Raw genomic sequence first — 19,523 nt, forward strand, 5'->3', positions numbered from 1 at the left:
GGGGGAAAAAACCGCCCCACCCCCCCCCCCCCCCCCCGGAATTTGCTGCTGCGCAACAGGTTCCGTCGCGCGCCGGTTCCGGTGCCGTGAGGGCGCGTGCCCGGTCGGGAAGGGACGCTCCGCCGTCGTGGGTGCCGTGGGTGCAGTTCTTCGCGTCCGACGCCGTCGGCGTCGGCAGCAGCCGCACCGAGTCCGTCAGCGTCACGCACCCGGGCGGGATCGGCCGGCCCGGCTTCAAGACCGTCTGGATCGCCGCCGACCGCGAGTCCGCCGCCGTCGGTGTCGGCAGCAGCCGCGCCGGGTTGACCACCGAGTCGACGGCGTCGTTGAGGTTCACCTGGTGCCCGCCCGCGCGGCGCCGCACCGGATCGACCGGGCCGCGGGGTTCGCCGTCGCGGGCCTGCGGCGTCGGCATCATCCGCATCCCGGCCCGGCTGGGAGACGGCACACACGAACACCCGCTCCCGCCGGTGCGCGGCTCCGATGTCGCTGGCTCGTACGCAACGCCAGACCGCGTCATACCCCGCTTCGGCCAGCCCGCCGAGAACTCGGTCGAGCCCGCCGTTTCTCCAGCGGAGGGCGGCGACGTTCTCCACGACGACGAGGCCGGGTCGTAGGACGCGAACGGCGTCCAGCACGTTTCGCCACAAGCCACTGCGCTGTCCTTTCTCGATGCCCGCGCGCCGACCGGCCGCGCTGATGTCCTGGCACGGGAACCCGGCGGTGAGCACGTCCACCCGCTCGACGCTGGTGAAGTCGACCGCCCGCAGATCGCCGAGGTTCGGCACGCCGGGCAGGCGTGCGGTGAGGATCCGCTCGGCGTGCGGGTCGAGTTCGGTGTACCAGGCGATCCGGCCGCCGAGGACCGCGGCGACCCCGAGATCCAGGCCAGCCAGGCCGGTGCACAGCGACCCGATCACCGGGCCGTCGGTCGCCACGAAATGTGCGGCGTCGCCGCTGCCGGCCGCGCGTGCGGCGCCGCCGTGGTTAGGCGCGCCCATCAGTGCGCCCCTCTCTCCAGCGAACGACCGGCGACGCCGCCTGCGCGTCGGTGCGCCGGTCGAGACGCCGGGCGGGCGTTGTCCGGATGGGTCGGGCCGCGACGACGCCGCGTGACGTTCCCCGTGCGTACCTCGGGGTCGAATCCGACCGGCCCGGACGCAGCCGTGGCGGTGACCCTCTGGTGCAGCCGTGTGTGCCAGGCCAGCGCGTAGCGCAGGCAGTTGGCCTCGCTGCGATGACTCGGGGTGCAGCCCGGCACGTACCGGCCGCTGAAACTCCACGCGGCCGAGTCACTCGAGGCGATCGCCTCGCCATAGCGCGCCAGCCCGAGCGTCTTGACACCGAAGCAGTGCAGCGCCAGACCGCGCGCATGCAGCGACCGCACGATCCGCTCTACCTCGCCGGTGCGCGAACGCCGACACACGCTGCCCACCCCCACCAGCGGCAACGCCGCCAGGTCGACGCCGTGGCGTTCGTAGAAGTCCGCGCATCGGTGATAATCGGTGATCTGATCCCCTTGGATGATGGGGATGATCGGCAGTTCCGGCGCCAGCTCGCGCAGCTGCAAGTAGTTGCGGACGGTGCGCTGCAGGTGGGTGCGCAGGCTCAGCCCGGTGCGAGCCCGGACCGCGGCCTCGACCATCCAGTCCTGCGGAGCCGCCCACGCCAAGTTGCCGATCTCCTCGACGTAGCGGCGGACCGCCGCGATGTATGTGCGGGCGTCGCTGCGCCACCGCCCGTACAGCGACAATTCCGAGAAGCCGCCGGAGTCCACGGCCCACGGTTGGGTCGCGCGGGGCAGGGTGCGGCGGCCGGCCAGGCGCCGGTGCGACACCAGCAGCGGGATCCCGAGATCGCGTTCCAGCCACGCTGGTTGATGGACGCCGAGATAGAACTTCACGACCGCACCCCCTGCCGTCGCGCTACCCCGATCGCGACCGCGACCGCCGCCAGGGTGGTGAGCGCTTTCCCGGCGAGCTGGCCGGGCAGCAGGGCCAGCGACCCGAACGCGCACGGCACGAACACGACGCTGTCCACGACCAGCCCACCGAGGTTGGATCCCCCGATCGCCGCCGCCTGCCCGCACGGCTGCCACCGGCGATACAGCCACGAATCGGCGAGCTCGGAGAGCAGGAACGCGGTCGCGCTGGCCACCGCGATCCGCGGTGCGGCCACAGCCACCGACAGCACCGTTCCCGCGGCGATGGCCGCGAACACGCCCACCGCGCCCAGCGCTTCGTGCACGACATCGCGGGCGGTGAACACCGCACCCGCCACGCAGGCGCCAAGCGGAATGACCAACGGTCCCGCGACGAGCACGTGGTAGGAGCTGGCCCAGTTCGCCCCCGCCACCGCCACGAGGTAACAGCCAGCCGACACCCACCCGGCTGCCGACCCCTGCACCCGCGGACGGCCCGGCAACAACGGCGAGAGAACGAGTGCAGCAGTGACGTTCGTCGGCGCGATCATTCTCGGCCGCCAACGTCCGGCGACTTGCGCTTCGATTGTTCCGGCGGGCAGCGGTGACGGTCGGCGGCGCGGCGCGCTCGCTCGGGCCACCGGCGGTAGACGGTCCACCCGCAGGCGGTGCATCGCGCGCGGGCACTCACGCCTGCTCCCCGCTGCCGCCGCCCGCAGCTGACGCGGTGACGGGCTCGACTACCTTGCGGAGCACGACGACGTCTTCGTGCGCGATCAGGTGCAACGGCAGGCCCTTCTCGCGTTGCTTGCGGATGAAGTCGCGCTGGAAAAACGAACCCCGCGCAACGAGACCGGCGTCGGCGACGCGGGCCAGCAAGGCGACGCACCGCTCGACCGGGACCAGCCCAGCGGCGCGGCCGCAAGCGATGATCTGCGAGGGCAGGTCGATCAGCTCGGAGTACTCGCGCCACGGCCGCACGGTGATCGCGACGTGCCCGCCGGGGCGGAGCACGGCGGCACAGCCGGCGAGGATCCGGGTAAACCCCGCCAGCAGCCGGTGGTGACCGACGTTGGCCAGGTTCCCGCGGTCCAGGGCGTTGCCGTAGCGGTGGTGGTACTTGTGCACCTTCCCGTCCGGCGAATCCGTCGCCGCCGTGACGACCTGCCCATGCAGCGACGGCCCATACGGCGGCGAGGTGACCACCAACGCGACCTGCCCTCGGTACTTCTCGGGCAAGAGGTGCGGCAGCTGGCGGGCGTCACCCCGAACGACCTCGCCGTCCACGTCCTGGCCGCGTTCGCGGGCGAGCTCGAGGTTCGCCCGGGCGACGTCGGCCCAGTGCGGTTCGTACTCCACCCCGACCGCGCGGCGTCCGGCGTCGATCGCCTCGACCAGGGTCGTGCCCGACCCGGCCATCGGGTCGAACACGAGATCACCCGGACAGGTGTAGTGACAGATGGCGTGCGCCGCGACGGCGGGCAGCATCTTGGCCGGGTGCGCGGTGGAGTCGGTGACGTAGCGGCCCTTGCGCTGCGCCGCCGGTGACGTCTGCGCGGTCACCCACACCGACAGCGGCACCGCGCCCGCCCCGTCCAGCCCGGGCGTGGCACCAGGGTCGATCCGGCCGGTCGCCGCGGTGCCCGGCACTCGGCGGGTCGTGGTGTCCAGCGCGTCGATCAGCGAGCGCGGAATCGGCACCGTCGGGTCATCCTCACGCGGTGCGGGGCGACCGGTGGCCGTGTCCGAGGTCGGGTGAGACGGGCGCGGGTGGGGCATGGGCGAGCTGCCTTTCAATGGGGCGAGAACCGCCGCGGCGGCTTCAGATGAACGGGGCGACGGGGCGCTCACCGGAGGCCTCCGTGGCCGGGTGCGGTCCCCGGCGCGGGGGCCGCAGCGGGGGTGTCCGGGAGTGGCGAGCCGGGGTCGGCCGGCTGGGCGAAGACCAGAAGATCGCCGTGCGCGCGCAGGTGCGGTGCAGGCAGCCCGCGCATCCTCGCGCGGTGTGCAGTGCGCTCGTACTCGGCGACCACGGCCGCGCTCGGCGCGGCGTGCAGACTCCCCGCCCGGACCGGGGTGTGCAGCACGACGATGTGCTGCAGGTAGAGCAGGTCGGCATGCTGGGCGGCCGCGACGATCGCGCCGGTCGGGTCGACGAGCTGCCGCCCGTTCCCGTCACTGTGCGTATACACCGCGAAGATGCCGCCGCGGCGCAACAGGCCCGCCGCCAGCAATGCGAGCCGGTCGAGCGACACCCGTTCGGCGACGTACGCGGGCAGCGAGACGAGCGCCAGATCGGCCCGCTCCGCCGGTCGCGAATCTGTCGCGGCACCGTCCCGGAGGGCGGCATCGTGCGCGGGGCTCGCGGCCGGTTCGACGGGTGCCGCCGCGGGTGTGGTGGCGTCGTGGACAAGGTCGGCCCAGAAGGGGCGCGACGGCTCGGCGACGAAGTCCGCGCGCGGGTCCATGACGGTCGTGGTGACGGTGCGGCCGAGGGCACGGACGGCCTCCCGCGCCGCCGCCGGGACGGCCTCGCCGGTCGCCGCGGCGTCTCCGGTTCCAGGCGCCGCGGTCGCCGTCGACGCGGTATCGGCGTCGACGAGGACGACATGCGCGCCGGGTGCGGTGAACGCGGTCGTGACGCGCTCCACGATCGGCACCGGCCACGTCTCGTGCGCGTCGATCGGGTCGGGCCCGCACGTCCACACCGTGACCGGTGTCGGCTCCGGCGAGGTGGTGCTCGTGCACCGGTTCGACCGCGGCGGCGGGCCTTCCGGCCGCGAGGCAGCGCGGGTGCCGTCGGCGCCCATGGCGGTGCGGGTGCGGGCTCCGGGGTAGGGAGCGAGCTCGCCCCCGCGGCGGGTGCGCGGCGGGCGAGTCGAGTCCCCGCGGCGGCGGGGACGGCCGTCCGGGGACTGCGGGCGATGGGTCATGAATGGGCCTCCGGTGCCAGATGCCGCCGGGACCGCTCCGGCGGGTTAGTGGTGCTGTCACCTACTAGTTCCGGAAAAACGGCCTTACGGGGACGCCGGATCGAAGAAAAGAAGAAGCGTCCATCTCACCCACGCCATTCAGGCACCCCTCGGAGAATCAGCAGACGCACCATGCGCACCGATCCAAGAAGAGCCACCTGGTGCATCACGATAATTCTCGAATAGCCGCCTGACGAACGGTCCTCGACGCGCATGCCACTGAACGCACTTGAGGCGCTACGGCCTTCACACGCGCCTCAAAACAGGATCAATACAGCTCAAGCGGCATTTACAGGCTCTCACGCTGCGGGAAAGGCGGCGCATCGACGCGGCCGAACAGGCGCGGCTGAAGCTTCACGCTCGTGCAAGCGAAGCGATTTTGAGGCGTTCTTGACACGGTTTTGAGGCGCTTTTGAGGCGGCCCGCATGGCTTCCTGTCGGCGTCACCGTTCACACCTGAGGAGTTGTCGCCATGGCTTTGCCGTCACCGGAGGAAGACCTCGATTTCAGCGGGTTCTTTGTGCGTCGTCGCCCTGTTCCTGTCACCCAGCCAGGGGTTTTCGACGCGGCTCGCACCGCGTTCGACTGGCTGGTCACCGGACCGCACCCGGTCGCCCTGGATTGCCGCCCGATCCCGGGGCTGCCGGCGCGGCTCGTGCCGCTGGATGAGCTTGGCGCGCTGCTGCTGGACAAGGACGGGCCCCAGCCGTCCCGGGATGCCGCCTGGGCTGCGCTCGTCACCCGGTCCCGTACGGAAGGCGGAACGTGGACGGTGGCGTGTGTCGGGCTGGCACTGCCGTGGCTGCTGCGGGTCGCAGCGAAGCTGACCGCGCTCGCCCGGGGCGAGGTCCATGACATCCACGCCGCCGTGTTGACCGGTTTCCTCGATGCGCTCACCACCGTCGCGCTGGACCGTCCGAGGATCCTGGTCCGCCTGCGGTGGGCCGCCTACCGGGCGGGGCGTGCCGCCCTGCGCGAGGCGCTGCACGCCGCCGCGCCAGTCGGTGATTCCGGCGACGAGGAACTGCAAGGGGTCCTGGCTGCGCCGGCTGCCGGTTTCCGGTCGTGCCCGCCGCCTCCCCTGAGCACGCATCCCGAGCTCGTCCTCCTCGGCGCCGTCGATGCCGGCGTGATCTCCGCCGGAGAGGCCTCGTTGATCGGCGCGACCCGCTTCGGCGAACTGTCGCTGGCCGAGGCCGCGCAGGCGCGCGGGCAGACCTACGAGGCGGCCAAGAAGACCCGTCAACGCGCCGAGTCGCGCCTCGCCTCGCACCTGGCCGCCGAGACCGCACCGGAAGCAGACAGCCGCCGGCACACCCCGGTCGCGCCCTCCGCATTTCGGCTACGCACCGTGACACCGCCGCGAGCACAGGACCAGCGCCGCCCGGCGTCCCCGCACACCCGGACATGCCGAGTTGGCGAACGCGGAACCCGCCTGTCCGCTCCCCCGCGATCGCCCGAGTCCGCGGCCTTGCCGGGCTTGACTCAGGAGGTTCCGTCATGCGACTGATCCAGGGCCGCTGCCGCCTCCGCGCCGCCTGCCGCCGTAGTCATGCAAGCCGCCTGCCGACACGTCGGGACCGGCGTCCGAGCCTGGCCGGCGCAGCTCCGCGGACCGCTGCTCGCCTTCGACGGCGCGTGCCAAGCGCGGCTGCGGCTGGTCCGACGTCAGTGCGGTTGTGGCGCCGCTTGGCGGTACTTGTCGGCCTCATTTTGACCGTCGCGGCTCTGCTGCTGGGCGGGTCGATGGCACGCGCGGAGACGGTGACCTACGTCGCACTCGCCCAGACCGTCGATCAGGTCCTGTCCAACATCCGCAACTGGATCATGGGCATCCTTGCCGGGATCGCGCTGGTGTTCTTCACCATCGGCGGGCTGCGCTACCTGATGGCGAACGGCAACCCCGGCGAAGTCGAGAAGGCCAAGGAAGCGTTCAAAGCCTCCGGGATCGGCTTCGGCCTGGCCGCGCTCGCGCCGCTGGTCGTCGAGATCCTCAAGACCATCGTCGGCGGGCTGTAGCCATGCCCGCCGCCACCTCACCGCACCGGCGGATGCTCAGCCCGGCAGGCGACGCCGGCCGCCTGGACCGTCCCTCGCGACCACGGCGGCACCGGATCCTCGTCGTCGCGGGCGTGCTGCTGGTGACGCTGCTGGGCGCGCTGGCCTCTGCGGGTGCCTCGACCGGCACCGACCGCGCCGCCTCCCCCGTCCACGCCGCGCCGCAGCAGGTGCCGCCGCTGCCGCTGCCACCGAACCCCAGCTGCACGCCCGGCTCGGCGGAACCGGCCTGTCACCTGCCCAGCGCCAGCCCGACCCGGACCATCCCGGCCACGCCGCTGCCACCCCCGACCGGTCTGCCGACCCCCGCGCCCTCATGCTTCCCCGGCTCGATCCTGCCCGGCTGCGCACCCTCGCTCGAAGGCCCGTGCCAGGGCCTGGACTGCATCCCCCAGCCCTCGACCCTCAACCCGAGCGTCCCGCCCCCGGCACCGATCCCGAACGGCACCGGCGACGCCGCGAGCTGCGGGCTGACCAACCTGACCGGCTGCATGGTCGCCGCCGCGACCGCGCTGTTCGCCGCGGTCGTGGCCGCCGGGCTGAACCCGTTGCTGGACCTGCTCGGCAAGACGCTGCTGACCACCCCGGAACCGGACCAGCTCCCGGGGCTGGGTGCGGTATGGACCGGGTCGTGGCACATCCTGCTCACCGCCTATGGCGTGCTCGTCCTGCTGGCCGGGTTGATCATCATGGGCTACCAGACGCTGCAGGCCCGCTACACCATCAAGGAACTCGCGCCCCGGCTCGTGGTCGGGTTTCTCGCCGGGACCTTGTCGCTGTTCCTGGCCACCAAGGGCATCCAGATCGCCAACGCCCTCTCCGCCGCCGTGCTCGGTGAGGGCACCGATCCGGCCGCGATGACCCGCAGCTTGATCACCATGGTGCAAGGCTCGCTGCACGGTGGGGGCCTGTTCCTCGGCGTACTCGGCCTGGCGCTGGTGGCCCTGCTGCTGGTGCTGCTCGTCGTCTTCGCCGTGCGGGTGATCGTGACGATCCTGCTGATCGCTGCCGCGCCGATCGCGCTGATGTGCCACGCCCTCCCGCACATCGAAGGCGTCGCCTTCTTCTGGTGGAAAGGCTACGGCGGCGTGCTGGCCATCCAGGTCGGCCAGTCGCTGACGCTGGTCGTCACGGTGAAGATCTTCTTCGCCCCCGGCGGGTTCACCGTGCTCGGCCCGACGCCCTCGGCGGTGGTGAACCTGCTGCTGTGTGGCGCGCTGCTGTACGTGCTGATCAAGATCCCGTTCTGGTTCCTTGCCCCGCTGCGCTCCGGCCGCCCCTCCTTGATCGGGCGCGTCGTGCGCGGCGTGCTCGCCTACAAGACGATGGGACTGCTCAGCGGCGCCACCACCGCGCTCGGCGGACGCCGAGGACGGCCCGCTCCTCGCGAGCGCGGCGGCGGGCACCCGCCGGTGGATCCCCCGTCGACCCGCACGGGCCAGTACATGCTCCCGATGCGCGTCCGCCGGACCCGGCCGGCCGCGCCGCGCTCGCCGCGGCTGGGCGAGCTCGAACCCGTCCCGCCACTGACCGATCGCCATCCGGGTCCGGGCCAGCTGTCGCTGTTCACCGCCAGCGGTACCGGCGAGGCGCGCCGGGTGACACCGAACCCGCGCGCCGTGACGCCCGAGCCTCTGCCGAACGCGCTGCCCCGCGACCAGCTCGGGCTGCCGATCACCACCCGCCGCGACCCCGACCGCGTCGGGCGCCGGTCGCTGGCCGAGGACCTCGCCGACCGCCCACCGGCACCGCCGCCAGTGCCCCAGCCCGGCCTCCTGACCGCCGACGGGCGGATCAACCGCAACGCCCGCCCACCCGCGACGCTGCCGAACGCGCTGATCGCGCCAGAGACCGGGATGCTGCCGATCCACCTGCGGCCCGCCCCGGCCCGGCCGACCCGGCACACCCTCGCCGATACCCCACCCGCGGCGCCGGCTCGGCCGACCGGGCCCGGGTTGATCACCCCGTCCGGGCAGATCAACCGGGCCGCCCGCGCGCCGCGCCGCCGCCCCCATGACGCCTACACCGGCAACCGGCCGCTGGCGTCGGGCCAGTACCCGCTGCCGCTGGGCGTGCGCCGCCAACCCAAAACGCCACCGGCACCACCGCCCGATCCCACCCCGCCACTGAAGGCGAAGCCGACGCCGCGCGCCGGGGTGCAGCTGCCGCTGCCGCTCGACCTGCCGAAACGGCCGCGGCGCAGCCCGGCCCCGAAGAAGAAGTGAGGACCCTTGCCGTGACCAGTCCCGTCCGCGTCCCCGCCGACGTCGACCGCCCCGACCGCATCCTCGGCCCGTTCACCGCCCGGCAGATCGCCATCCTCGGCGTCGCCGGTCTCCTGCTCGCAGGTCTGTACTCGCTGACCCGCACCCTCGTGCCCCTGCCGGTGTTCCTGATCGTCGCAGTGCCGGCCGGGCTCGCGGTCACCGTGCTGGCCCTCGGGCAACGGGACGGGGTGGCGCTGGACCGCCTCGTCCTCGCCGCGATCCGCCAGCACCTGTCCCCGCGGCATCGCGTCGCCGCACCGGATGGCGTGCGCCCCGCTCCGGCATGGCTGACCGCGCAGCAACCGGCGACGCGACCCCGGGGCCGTCCGCTGCGCTCAGCCGCGACCGGCGCGGAATCGGTGTCCGCCGCGCCGCTGGAGCTGCCCGCCACCGGTGTCGCCGACACCGGAGCCCGCGCCGGCGTCGTCGACCTGGGCAGTGACGGGCTCGCGGTCATCGCGGCCTGCGGCACCGTGAACTTCTCTCTGCGGACCCCCGGCGAGCAGGAGGCTCTGGTCGCCGCGTTCGCCCGCTACCTGCACAGCCTGACCGCTCCGGTGCAAATCCTGGTGCGGGCAGAGCGGCTCGATCTCGTCCCGCAGATCGCGCAGCTGCGGGATCGGGCCGGCGGTCTCCCGCACCCGGCGCTCGAGGCCGCCGCGCTCGATCACGCCGACTTCCTCGCCGAGCTGTCCGCGCACGCCGACCTGCTGCGCCGGCAGGTGCTGCTCGTGCTGCGCGAACCGCTGCGCACCGCAGCGGCCGCGTCGACCTCACTGCGGCGCCGCCGTCCCGGCGACCAGCCGGTCGACGAGCGAGCGCGCCACGCCACCGAGCAGCGGCTGGTGCGCCGCCTGGACGAAGCCACCGAGCTGCTCACCTCCGCCGGGATCGCGGTGACCCCGCTGGACGCCGGCGCGGCGACCGGGGTGCTGGCCTCGGCCTGCAATCCCGACACCTTCCTGCCGCCCTCGGCGCAGCTGGCCGCCGCCGACGACGTCGTCACGAGCACCACCACGTTCACCGACCTCTACGGCCCCGACGACGACACACCGACCCCGGTGCCACACCCCGTACGCGACCACAAGCCGCCCTTACGGCGCCCGGACACGTCGTCGCGGTCCGGGCCGTGGCTGTCGGACGACGACGACGTCGACTACGACGATGAGATCGAGAGCAGGTAGACCCGTGGCTCGCATCCGGCACCACAGCGCGCGCAGCGGGTCTGCGGGCGCGTTCACCCCCGACTCGCTTTCGGTGGCCGCCCGTCATCTGGAGGTCGGCAACGAATTCGTCGCCAGCTTCGGCGTCACCGGATACCCGCAGGAGGTGTATCCCGGGTGGCTCGCGCCGCTGCTGACCTACCCGGCCCGCCTGGATGTGTCCGTGCACGTCCAGCCCGTCGACCCGACGACCGCCGCCACCGGGCTGCGCCGCCAGCGCGCCAAGCTCGAATCCTCCCGCCGGCACAACGCCCGCCACGACCGGCTCGACGACCCCGACCTCGACGCTGCCGCGGAGGACGCCGCCGAGATGTCGCGGCGCATCGCCCGCGGCGAGGGACGCCTCTTCAAGTTCGGGCTGTACCTCACCGTCCACGCCCCCGATGAGGTGTCGCTGGCCGAAGAAGTGTCCGCGCTGCGGTCGCTGTGCGCGTCGCTGCTGCTGGACGCCAAACCCGCCACCTACCGGGCGCTGCAGGGCTGGGTCTCCACGCTGCCGCTCGGGCTGGACTCGCTGGGGTTGACCCGCACGTTCGACACCCCGGCCGTCGCCGCGTCCTACCCGTTCACCTCCCCCGACCTGCCACCCGCCGACCCCACTACCGCGGTGCCGTCGGGGGTGCTCTACGGCTACAACGTCGGCTCGCAAGGACTGGTGCACTGGGACCGGTTCGCCTGCGACAACTACAACTCCGTCGTCCTCGGCCGCTCCGGATCCGGCAAGAGCTACCTGGTCAAGCTCGAGACCCTGCGCAGCCTGTACGCCGGTGTGCAGGCGTTCGTCATCGACCCCGAAAACGAATACGCCCGCCTCGCCACCCAGGTCGGCGGCACCTATCTGCACCTGGGCGCGAATGGCGTCCGGCTCAACCCGTTCGACCTGCCCATCCACACCGATACCCGGGGCCGCCGCACCGCGCCGAAAGACGCGCTGCGCCGCCGCAGCCTGTTTCTGCACACCGTCCTCGCGGTCCTGTTCGGCACCGCGGTCACCCCGGCCGAACGGACCGTCCTCGACACCGCCATCACCGCCACCTACACCCGCGCCGGGATCACCGCCGACCCGCGAACCTGGACCCGCCCCGCTCCCCTGCTGCGCGACCTGCGCGACACCCTCACCGCCTCCGGCGACCAGGGCGAGTCGGTCGCGGCCGACCTGGCCGCGCGGCTGCACCCGTTCGTCGACGGCGCCTTCAGCGACCCGTTCGATGGCCCGACCTCCACCACCCCCGACGGGCACCTGGTGGTGTTCTCGCTGCGCGACCTGCCCGAGGAGCTGCGCGCGATCGGGACGCTGCTCGTCCTCGACGCGGTTTGGCGGCGCGTGTCCAATCCGGCGCACCGGCGACCGCGGCTGGTGGTGGTCGACGAGGCCTGGCTGCTCATGCAGCAGGCCGAAGGCGGCCGCTACCTGTATCGGATGGCCAAGGCCCTGCGCAAACACTGGGGCGGCCTGACCGTCGCCAGCCAGGACCCGCCCGACGTGCTCGGCACCGACCTGGGCCGGGCCATCGTCGCCAACAGCGCCACCCAGATCCTGATGCGCCAAGCGCCCCAGGCCATCGACGCGGTCGCCGAGGCCTTCGACCTCTCCGCCGGGGAACGGCAGTTCCTGCTCTCGGCCGAGCGCGGCCAGGGCCTGCTCGCGGCCGGCGCGCAACGGGTGGCGCTGCAGTCGCTGGCCTCGCCGACGGAGAACTTCCTGGTCACGACGGATCCCGCAGAACTGGCCCGGTTCGCCGCCGACGACCCGGCCACCGACACCAGCCTCGCTGAGGCCTACCTCGACCTCGGCGCCAGCGAACACGAGCCGTCTCCCGACGGCACAAACACGGACCTCGACGCCGACGGCCACGTCGAGATCGAACCCGCGTGACCAGCCACCCCAGTCCGTCCCGGCCACCGGAGAGGGAGTTGTCCCGCCATGACCTCACGCCCCATCGCCCCCGGATGGCACACGAGCTGGATCGGTGACTACCTGCGCGACCCTGGCGACGCCACCGGCGTCCTGCTGGCCGCACTCCGGGACTGGGCCGTGAACTGGGGCCCCGTCGCTCTCGCGGCCGCGGTCGCCGTGCTCGCCGGGTGGATCGCGGCTCGCCGCTGGTTGCGCACCCGCTGCCACCAGGCACTGCTGGCCGACGCACGCCGGATCACCGTGCTCGCCCCGCCAACGGTCGATCCCGCTGGCGGGACGATGGTGTGGTCCAACCTCGTCGGGCTGCTGCGCCCCGCCTGGCGCCGATGGTGGACCGGGCAACCACACCTGGCGATGGAGTACGTGTTCGGCGAACACGGCGTCACCGTGCAGTTCTGGGTCCCCGGCCTCATCCCGCCCTGCCTGGTCGAGCGGGCCGTCGAGGCGGCCTGGCCCGGCGCGCACACCCGCACCACCCCAGCCACCTCACCCTTCCCCGACCTCGAGGCCGGACGCCGGCGGATCACCGTCGGCGGACAGTTGCGGCTCGCGCGTCCCGAGGCGCTACCGATCCGCACCGCCTTCGACGCCGACCCGATCCGCGGGCTGCTCGGCGCCCCGGTCGGCCTCGGCCGCGACGAGCGCGCCTGCGTGCAGATCCTCGCCCGCCCCGTCACCGGGCGCCGCGTCGCCCACGCACGCCGCGCCGCCCGCCGCATCCACTACGGCACCTCCCACCACTGGGGCGGCCGGATCCTCGACCTGATCACCCCCGGCGCGAACGCCACCCGCCCAGGCCGCACCGCCGACGCCCGGCGCATCAGCCAGGACCCGCAGCTGTCGCTGGAGTACTCCGCCCAGAACAAGGCCATCGTTGGCAAACAGCGCGGCTCCCAGTACGAGACCCTCATCCGCTACGCCGTCGCCACCGACCTGCCCGCCGACACCACCGACGAGCTGGCCCGCCAGGCCCGCGACACCGCCCGCGGCCGGGCGCACGCGCTGGCGGCCGCGTTCGCCGCCTACACCGACCACAACCACTACACCCGCACCCGGCTGCGCCACCCCGCCCGCGCCCTCGCCCAGCGCCGACTCGACCGCGGCGACCTGCTCTCGGTGCCGGAACTCGCGGCGCTCGCCCACCTGCCCACCGACGCCGAGATCCCCGGCGTGGAGCGCGCCGGCGCGAAAGCGGTCGCCCCACCTCCCGGTGTCGCAACACCTGGAGCGCAGGTCAAACCGTTGGGGCAGTCCGACACCGGCCACGCCCGCCCGGTCGGCATGCGGGTGGCCGACGCTCGCCACCACGTGCATGTCATCGGCGCCACCGGCTCGGGCAAGTCGACCCTGCTGGGCAACCTGATCCTCGACGACGCCGAGGCCCACCGCGGCGTCGTGCTGATCGACCCTAAGGGCGACCTCGTCACCGACATCCTCAACCGGCTCCCGACCGCCGCGGCCGAGCGAGTCGTGCTCTTCGACGCCGACTCACGCCACCGCCCACCATGCCTGAACGTCCTCGAAGGCGGAGAAACCGACCGCGAGGTCGACAACCTCGTCTCCGTCTTCCGCCGGGTCTACTCCGCGTTCTGGGGTCCCCGCACCGACGACCTCATGCGCGCCGCCTGCCTCACCCTCCGCGCCCAGGACGGCGTGCCCACCCTCGCCGACCTGCCCAAGCTGCTCACCAGTGAGGCGTTCCGGTCCCGGATCACCGCCGGCCTCACCGACCCGGTCCTCACCGGGTTCTGGGAGTGGTACGACGAACTCACCGACAGCTCCCGCTCCCAGGTGATCTCGCCGCTGATGAACAAGCTGCGGGCGTTCCTGCTGCGGCCCTTCGTGAAAGAAGCCATCGCGGGCGGCCGCTCCACAGTGGACATGGCCCACGTGCTCGACGAGGGCGGGATCTGCCTCGTCCGCATCCCGAAAGGCTCCCTCGGAGAGGAAACCACCCGCCTCGTCGGGTCCCTCGTCGTCGCCCGCACCTGGCAGGCCACCACCGCCCGCGCCCGCACCCCGCAACGCCTGCGCCCCGACGCGTCCCTGGTGATCGACGAATGCCACAACTTCCTCAACCTGCCCTACCCCATGGAAGACATGCTCGCCGAAGCCCGCGGATTCCGGCTGTCGATGACCCTGGCCCACCAGCACCTCGGCCAGCTGCCCCGCGACCTCAAGGAAGGCATCTCCACCAACGCCCGCAGCAAAATCTTCTTCTCCGCCTCCCCCGAGGACGCCCGCGAACTCGCCCGCCACACCGCACCCCGGCTCTCCGAACACGACCTGTCCCATCTCGGCGTCTACCACACCGCGACGAGGCTGGTCGTGCACGGCGAGGAAACCGAGCCCTTCACCATGACCACCACCCCGCTCCCCGCCCCGATCCCCGGCCGAGCCCGCGAGATCCGCGCCGCGCTACGCGCCCAACGGCGCCGACACAACGCCTCCCACACCGCGAGCGGCACACCAGCCAGCACCACCACAACCACCCGGGCGCAGCCCACCTCGACCACGCGGCGCGTCCCGCCGACCCGGCCCGCCAAGACCGACCCGCGCCGCACGCGCCCCTGACCCCACAGCTCGCCGTAGGAGCGCCGCAACGGCATGTCTGGCCGGTTCGACGGGTGCGTTTCCGGTTGCCCACAGCACTTGTCCACACCCTGTTGACATCTCGAGGAGAACGAGTTGATCACCCGCATGATGCGTCAGAAGGCGATCCGCGGCCCGTTGCCCGGCCGCCCGACCGCCCGCGCCGCCGGCTCGGTCGAGCACCAGGCGATGCTCGCCTCCCGCCTCACCGCCCGGGACAAGTGGCTGCTCGCGCTGCTGCACGAACACCGGGTCCTCACCACCGCCCAGATCCAGGACGCTGCCTTCCCCTCGGGACGCTCCGCGCGGCAACGCATCCGCGACCTCTACCTCTGGCGCGCGGTGTCGCGGTTCCAGCCGTTCCAGCAGCTCGGCTCCGCCCCCATGCACTACGTGCTCGGCCCCGCCGGCGCCGCCGTCCTCGCCGCCGAGCACGGCCTGGACGTCAAAGACCTCGGCTACCGCCACGACCGCGCCATGGCCATCGCCCACAACCAGCGCCTCGCCCACACCGTCGGCGTCAACGACTTCTTCACCTCTCTCATCGCCCGCAGCCGCTACCACCGCGCAGCCGGGAAGCTGGTGGTGTGGTGGTCGGAGGCCCGCTGCGCCCGCCACTTCGGCGACCTCGTCATCCCCGACGGCTACGGCCGCTGGCAGGCCAGCACTCGCACCGGCAGTGAAGTGGAGTGGTTTCTTGAGTTCGACACCGGCACCGAATCCCTGACCAAGGTCGGACGCAAGCTGACCGGATACGCCAGGCTCGCCGAGTCGACCGGCATCGCCACCCCGGTGCTGGTGTGGCTGCCCACCAGCCGCCGCGAAGCCGGAGCCCGCACCGCCCTCGCGCGTGTCCACGCCCAGCTCGACGCCCCGCACACCGTCCCGGTCGCCACCGCGGCCGCCGACCTGCTCGACCCGGCCACGCCGCACCCGAGTCCCGCCGAGCCGGTGTGGCTGCCCCTCACCTCCTCCCGCACCACCAGAGCCACGGGACCCCGCTACAGCCTCGCCGAGCTGCCCGACGCCTGGCCCGGCCTGGCGCCACCGGCCGACCCCGCCACCCCCGCGGACGACGGCGATCCCGCAGAGATGTCAGCGGCCTCGCCCTTCCGGCTACCGCCCCCGAGTCCGATCCCGCCACGAGCCACCCCCAACCGCGTCGCCCGCGGCGAGCACTGAACCGCCGGGCGCCAACGGGCGGGCCGATTCACCGGCAGCTGTGCTCGCCCTTCGGCGTCAGGAAAGGAGCGCACTGCCATGGGAAACAAGATCGGCGCCGGCATCGCCGCCCTCGTCTTCGCCATCCCGTTGCTCATCGGCGCCCAGGCCATCGGCATCGTCACCCAGCTGTTCAGCAGCGGCTCGTCGGCGGGATCGCTGACCTGCACCCTCGACGGGGCACCGAACGGGGCTGTGCCGGGCGTGACCGCCGAGCAGCTCGGCAACGCTTCCACCATCGTCGCCGTCGGGAAACAGCTGCACGTGCCCGAGCCCGGGTGGGTGGTCGCGATCGCCGCCGCCCTCCAGGAATCCGGCCTCCGCAACCTGCACTACGGGGACCGAGACAGCCTCGGGCTCTTCCAGCAACGCCCCTCCATGGGATGGGGCACCCCCGAACAGATCACCACCCCCGCCTACGCGGCCACGAAGTTCTTCGAACACCTGCAAGCGACACCGGGCTGGGAGCAGATGAGCGTCACCGACGCCGCGCAAGCCGTGCAACGCTCGGGATTTCCCCACGCTTACGCCAAGCACGAGGACACCGCACGCGCGATCGTGGCGGCTATGTCCGGCGTCCGCTGCGAGCCTCCGCCCGCCATGCCCGGCACAGGCACCTGCGACACGATCCACGCTGCCTCACCTATCGCGGCGAAGGCGATCAACTACGCCTGCGGACAACGGGGACTGCCCTACGTGTCGGGCGGCGGTCCCGAGGACGACGCGCCCGGATTCGACTGCAGCGGCCTGACCCAAGCCTCATACGCCGCCGCCGGGATCGCTCTCCCCCGCACCTCTCGCGGACAGTACGCCCCCGGACCCCGCGTCCCCGACGGCCAGCCCCTACTTCCCGGTGACCTCGTCTTCTACGCCACCGCAGGACGTGTGCACCACGTCGGCCTCTACCTCGGCGGCGGCAACATGATCGACGCACCCGACGTCGGCCAAACCATCCAGATACGCCCCTACCGCCACCCCGGCGACGACTACGACGGCGCCACACGGCCAGCTGGTCCTGTTGGTGTGTAGCAGTTCCCGCGTCGACGCCAGCACCAATCCGGCGGAGAACGGTCGGGACATCGCTGTCCACGGGTGGATCCATTGAGTAGGCAGTCACAGGCGTCGTGGCGTCTAGGGCATGACGTTGGCGAATTCGGCAAGCACGCGTCACCCCGCGGATTGCGTCCTGCTCCGGTCGGCCTCGGCCCATGTGGCGCTCGACCGAGCAGTCCCGTCCATCGGGCACCACGTCCGCCCACCGACCCACCCCGGCAAACCGCCTGCCGAAGTCACCGAGTTCCGCTCCGGCGACACCGACACCCGCTCGCCGGGGTCACCGTCAATGTGCTGACCGACCCTGCCGCCACCGCCCGCACCATCGGTCACGCCGCGACGGCAGCACTCGGTGTGGCCGCTCGCCGGTAGGCCTGCCCGGAATCGCAGATACTATCCGAGGGGATGATGACTGAATCGCCAGCTATGGGATCCACTGTCACGTCGACAACTACTCTTGGCTTGCGTGAGTTGTTTCCTAACTCCTCGTCCCACTTACCTTCACGCAGAAGGACATGTAGAGAGCGTACTGGTAGCCGGCGCGAAGGTTGCCGTCGAGCTTGTCATAGCCGAGCTGCATGCCAGGCTCGTAAAGGAACGAATCGGGTAGCGCTAGCCCGCTCTTCCCAAAGTGATTGTTGTTCAACATACTTGTTCTCGGCACGAGGTCGAGGCGCACTGATTCTTCGGAAGACAAGAGTACTACATACCAGTACTTGTTCGGGTTCGTGTTGTCTGCGATGAGGGTGGCGCTCGTCTCGGCCTGACCAGCTGAACCGGTTGCAGGGTCTCCCACCACGGCGGGAAGGTCAACTTTCAGTCGCAGACCTTGCGCCGTGTGGGAACCGTCCGCGTCAAGGTTGTCGGCGACCGAATTTTCCACATACACCCGAAAGAGCAGGTAGTCGCCGTCAGCTATTTTCTCGTGACGCTGCCATGGCAACGCGTTGGACTTGCAGTCTTTGTCAATATGTCGCACAGCGTAGAATGAGCGTTCATCTCCGACGTACGGGTTGTCTGTTATCGAGTTGAGTGTCACGTACGATGCAGGACTTGCCAATGTGAACATCTCCCGCTTCGGACCCCACCCGGTACCCAGCGCGCGCTCTTTCTCGTCGGGAGCTGGTATGGGCAACGGGGGTACGGGGATAGTCGGTAGCCCGCCGGCAGTTACTGGGCTCCAAGCGTCCTCGATCGGCTTAGCCAACACCGGCAAGCCAAACGCAACGACCAATGCGACGGCAGCCAACGCAACGCTGGCCTCTACCTTGCGTTGTTTGCGCAGGTAGAGCCACGCGAGGAGGCAGACGACGAGTATCACGCCCAAACCAGCGGCGCTGATGAGTACAGGACGCGGCATGGCTTCCTCTGTGCGGCGACTAGCTCGGACGGCTCCTCAAGTAATCGAGCGCCTGGGGTATGTCGTTACGACACGACCAGCGCACAATGCGAAGTCGACCTCCGATCGTGACCAGTGAAGCGCTTTCGGACACGCTCCGCTGGTGTTCGTCGCCGACTTGCGTGTGTCGATGGCTGGCGACCGGTCACTCGATCGATCGAGACGAGGCCGCAGCGTGCGAGAGCACGCGACGAGCGACCACGTCGGGACCGACTTTGTAAGTCACCGAGGCTATGCAGGAGCCGCGTCAGCGATGGTGAGGCAATCGAGAAGGCCACGGCTTCCGTGGACTTCCGGGTCTGCCGCTCTCGGCGCCTGGCATCGTAGCCGCCTCTGCGGCCTGACGGAGGACGGAGAACGCGGTCCGGCTGTCAACTCGACGGCCGGACCGCGTCTGGTACTTGCCGGTTGCGTTAGCTGTACGAGAAGCGTTTCGGGGCGTCGCAGGTCTTCTTCGCCAAACCCTGACTGACAAGCTCGCGCCCTCGTCCGCCCACGGGAACGGCCACACGTCCTCCTGACGTCCACGAGTGCTGGACGCGACGTGGGCGCCGGACTCGCCAAGGGCTGGTAACTGAACCCGGAGGCGACTCAGCGGGTGTCCCCATACGGCCTCTTTGCCGCCCCTAGTGTCGCGTGACCCTGTTGGTTTGGCTTGCACTTAGGATGTCAGCGTGGAGACGGCGGAGGTCCTCGAGGTTGTGCGGGAGTGCCGAGCAGCGGGTATCGAGATTTGGATCGATGGCGGGTGGTGTGTCGATGCGCTACTCGGTCGATGGACGAGGGATCACAATGATCTTGATATTGCGGTCGGCCGCCAGGAGGTCTCCCGGCTGCGGGAATGTCTTGCGGTGCTCGATTACGCGGCTGGGAACCGAGACGGTGCGACCGAGTGGAAG

15 protein-coding genes are annotated in these 19,523 nt (G+C 71.5%); 9 read left to right on the plus strand and 6 right to left on the minus strand.

What is annotated here, in order from left to right:
• The 5 genes from CF165_RS52200 to CF165_RS40310 all read right to left on the minus strand — a co-directional run.
• On the minus strand, positions 1–1,001 hold a 1,001-nt coding region (locus CF165_RS52200; RefSeq protein ID WP_205661114.1), incomplete at its 3' end, for a DNA cytosine methyltransferase.
• Positions 1,001–1,903: a deazapurine DNA modification protein DpdA family protein gene (locus tag CF165_RS40295; RefSeq protein ID WP_240522015.1), complete on the minus strand. Its 903-nt coding sequence runs from the start codon at positions 1,901–1,903 to the stop codon at positions 1,001–1,003. The genes CF165_RS40295 and CF165_RS52200, both read right to left, overlap by 1 nt.
• On the minus strand, positions 1,900–2,355 hold the full coding sequence (locus CF165_RS40300) for a VUT family protein (RefSeq protein ID WP_205661115.1): 456 nt from the start codon (positions 2,353–2,355) through the stop codon (positions 1,900–1,902). Before CF165_RS40300 ends, CF165_RS40295 begins: the two co-directional genes overlap by 4 nt.
• A 253-nt stretch (positions 2,356–2,608) precedes the next feature.
• The gene (locus tag CF165_RS40305; RefSeq protein WP_205661116.1) at positions 2,609–3,700 is read right to left on the minus strand and encodes a TRM11 family SAM-dependent methyltransferase; all 1,092 of its coding nucleotides are present in this window, start codon (positions 3,698–3,700) and stop codon (positions 2,609–2,611) included.
• Positions 3,701–3,768: 68 nt separating this feature from the next.
• Positions 3,769–4,854: a hypothetical protein gene (locus CF165_RS40310; RefSeq protein ID WP_240522016.1), complete on the minus strand. Its 1,086-nt coding sequence runs from the start codon at positions 4,852–4,854 to the stop codon at positions 3,769–3,771.
• Between the two features lie 511 nt (positions 4,855–5,365).
• Between CF165_RS40310 and CF165_RS40320 the strand changes: the two genes are divergently transcribed.
• The 8 genes from CF165_RS40320 (at position 5,366) to CF165_RS40355 (ending at position 17,201) form a co-directional block, all read left to right on the plus strand.
• Positions 5,366–6,403: a sigma-70 family RNA polymerase sigma factor gene (locus CF165_RS40320; protein WP_240522017.1), complete on the plus strand. Its 1,038-nt coding sequence runs from the start codon at positions 5,366–5,368 to the stop codon at positions 6,401–6,403.
• A gap of 236 nt (positions 6,404–6,639) precedes the next feature.
• Complete coding sequence (locus CF165_RS40325) at positions 6,640–6,912, plus strand: pilin (RefSeq protein WP_093952858.1); 273 nt, start codon at positions 6,640–6,642, stop codon at positions 6,910–6,912.
• 2 nt (positions 6,913–6,914) lie between these two features.
• A complete protein-coding gene (locus CF165_RS40330; protein WP_240522018.1) occupies positions 6,915–9,176 on the plus strand; it encodes a TrbL/VirB6 family protein in 2,262 nt (753 codons plus the stop codon).
• An 11-nt stretch (positions 9,177–9,187) separates the two neighbouring features.
• A complete protein-coding gene (locus CF165_RS40335) occupies positions 9,188–10,402 on the plus strand; it encodes a PrgI family protein (protein ID WP_093952851.1) in 1,215 nt (404 codons plus the stop codon).
• Positions 10,383–12,317 (plus strand): VirB4 family type IV secretion system protein, encoded by a 1,935-nt coding sequence (locus CF165_RS40340; protein WP_093952852.1) that lies wholly within the window; start codon positions 10,383–10,385, stop codon positions 12,315–12,317. Before CF165_RS40335 ends, CF165_RS40340 begins: the two co-directional genes overlap by 20 nt.
• A 48-nt stretch (positions 12,318–12,365) precedes the next feature.
• Positions 12,366–14,933 carry a DUF8128 domain-containing protein gene (locus CF165_RS40345; protein ID WP_093952853.1) on the plus strand — a complete coding sequence of 856 codons (2,568 nt, stop codon included), beginning with the start codon at positions 12,366–12,368 and terminating at the stop codon, positions 14,931–14,933.
• Positions 14,934–15,047: 114 nt separating this feature from the next.
• Positions 15,048–16,133 carry a replication-relaxation family protein gene (locus CF165_RS40350; protein ID WP_093952854.1) on the plus strand — a complete coding sequence of 362 codons (1,086 nt, stop codon included), beginning with the start codon at positions 15,048–15,050 and terminating at the stop codon, positions 16,131–16,133.
• A 78-nt stretch (positions 16,134–16,211) separates the two neighbouring features.
• Complete coding sequence (locus tag CF165_RS40355) at positions 16,212–17,201, plus strand: C40 family peptidase (RefSeq protein ID WP_093952855.1); 990 nt, start codon at positions 16,212–16,214, stop codon at positions 17,199–17,201.
• 502 nt (positions 17,202–17,703) lie between these two features.
• Here the strand turns inward: CF165_RS40355 and CF165_RS50675 are convergent.
• Complete coding sequence (locus CF165_RS50675) at positions 17,704–18,546, minus strand: hypothetical protein (protein ID WP_143268788.1); 843 nt, start codon at positions 18,544–18,546, stop codon at positions 17,704–17,706.
• Between the two features lie 752 nt (positions 18,547–19,298).
• Between CF165_RS50675 and CF165_RS40360 the strand changes: the two genes are divergently transcribed.
• A partial coding sequence (locus CF165_RS40360) for a nucleotidyltransferase domain-containing protein (RefSeq protein WP_369126870.1) occupies positions 19,299–19,523 on the plus strand: 225 nt, incomplete at its 3' end.

This window comes from Amycolatopsis vastitatis (assembly GCF_002234595.1).
Classification (GTDB): Bacteria; Actinomycetota; Actinomycetes; order Mycobacteriales; family Pseudonocardiaceae; genus Amycolatopsis; species Amycolatopsis vastitatis.

Coding starts and splice junctions, on each gene's coding strand:
- CF165_RS40325 (WP_093952858.1), top strand. CDS start 6,640: ATGGCACGCGCGGAGACGGTGACCTACGTCGCACTCGCCCAGACCGTC.
- CF165_RS40305 (WP_205661116.1), bottom strand. CDS start 3,700: ATGCCCCACCCGCGCCCGTCTCACCCGACCTCGGACACGGCCACCGGT.
- CF165_RS40340 (WP_093952852.1), top strand. CDS start 10,383: ATGAGATCGAGAGCAGGTAGACCCGTGGCTCGCATCCGGCACCACAGC.
- CF165_RS40310 (WP_240522016.1), bottom strand. CDS start 4,854: ATGACCCATCGCCCGCAGTCCCCGGACGGCCGTCCCCGCCGCCGCGGG.
- CF165_RS40345 (WP_093952853.1), top strand. CDS start 12,366: ATGACCTCACGCCCCATCGCCCCCGGATGGCACACGAGCTGGATCGGT.
- CF165_RS40330 (WP_240522018.1), top strand. CDS start 6,915: ATGCCCGCCGCCACCTCACCGCACCGGCGGATGCTCAGCCCGGCAGGC.
- CF165_RS40355 (WP_093952855.1), top strand. CDS start 16,212: ATGGGAAACAAGATCGGCGCCGGCATCGCCGCCCTCGTCTTCGCCATC.
- CF165_RS40320 (WP_240522017.1), top strand. CDS start 5,366: ATGGCTTTGCCGTCACCGGAGGAAGACCTCGATTTCAGCGGGTTCTTT.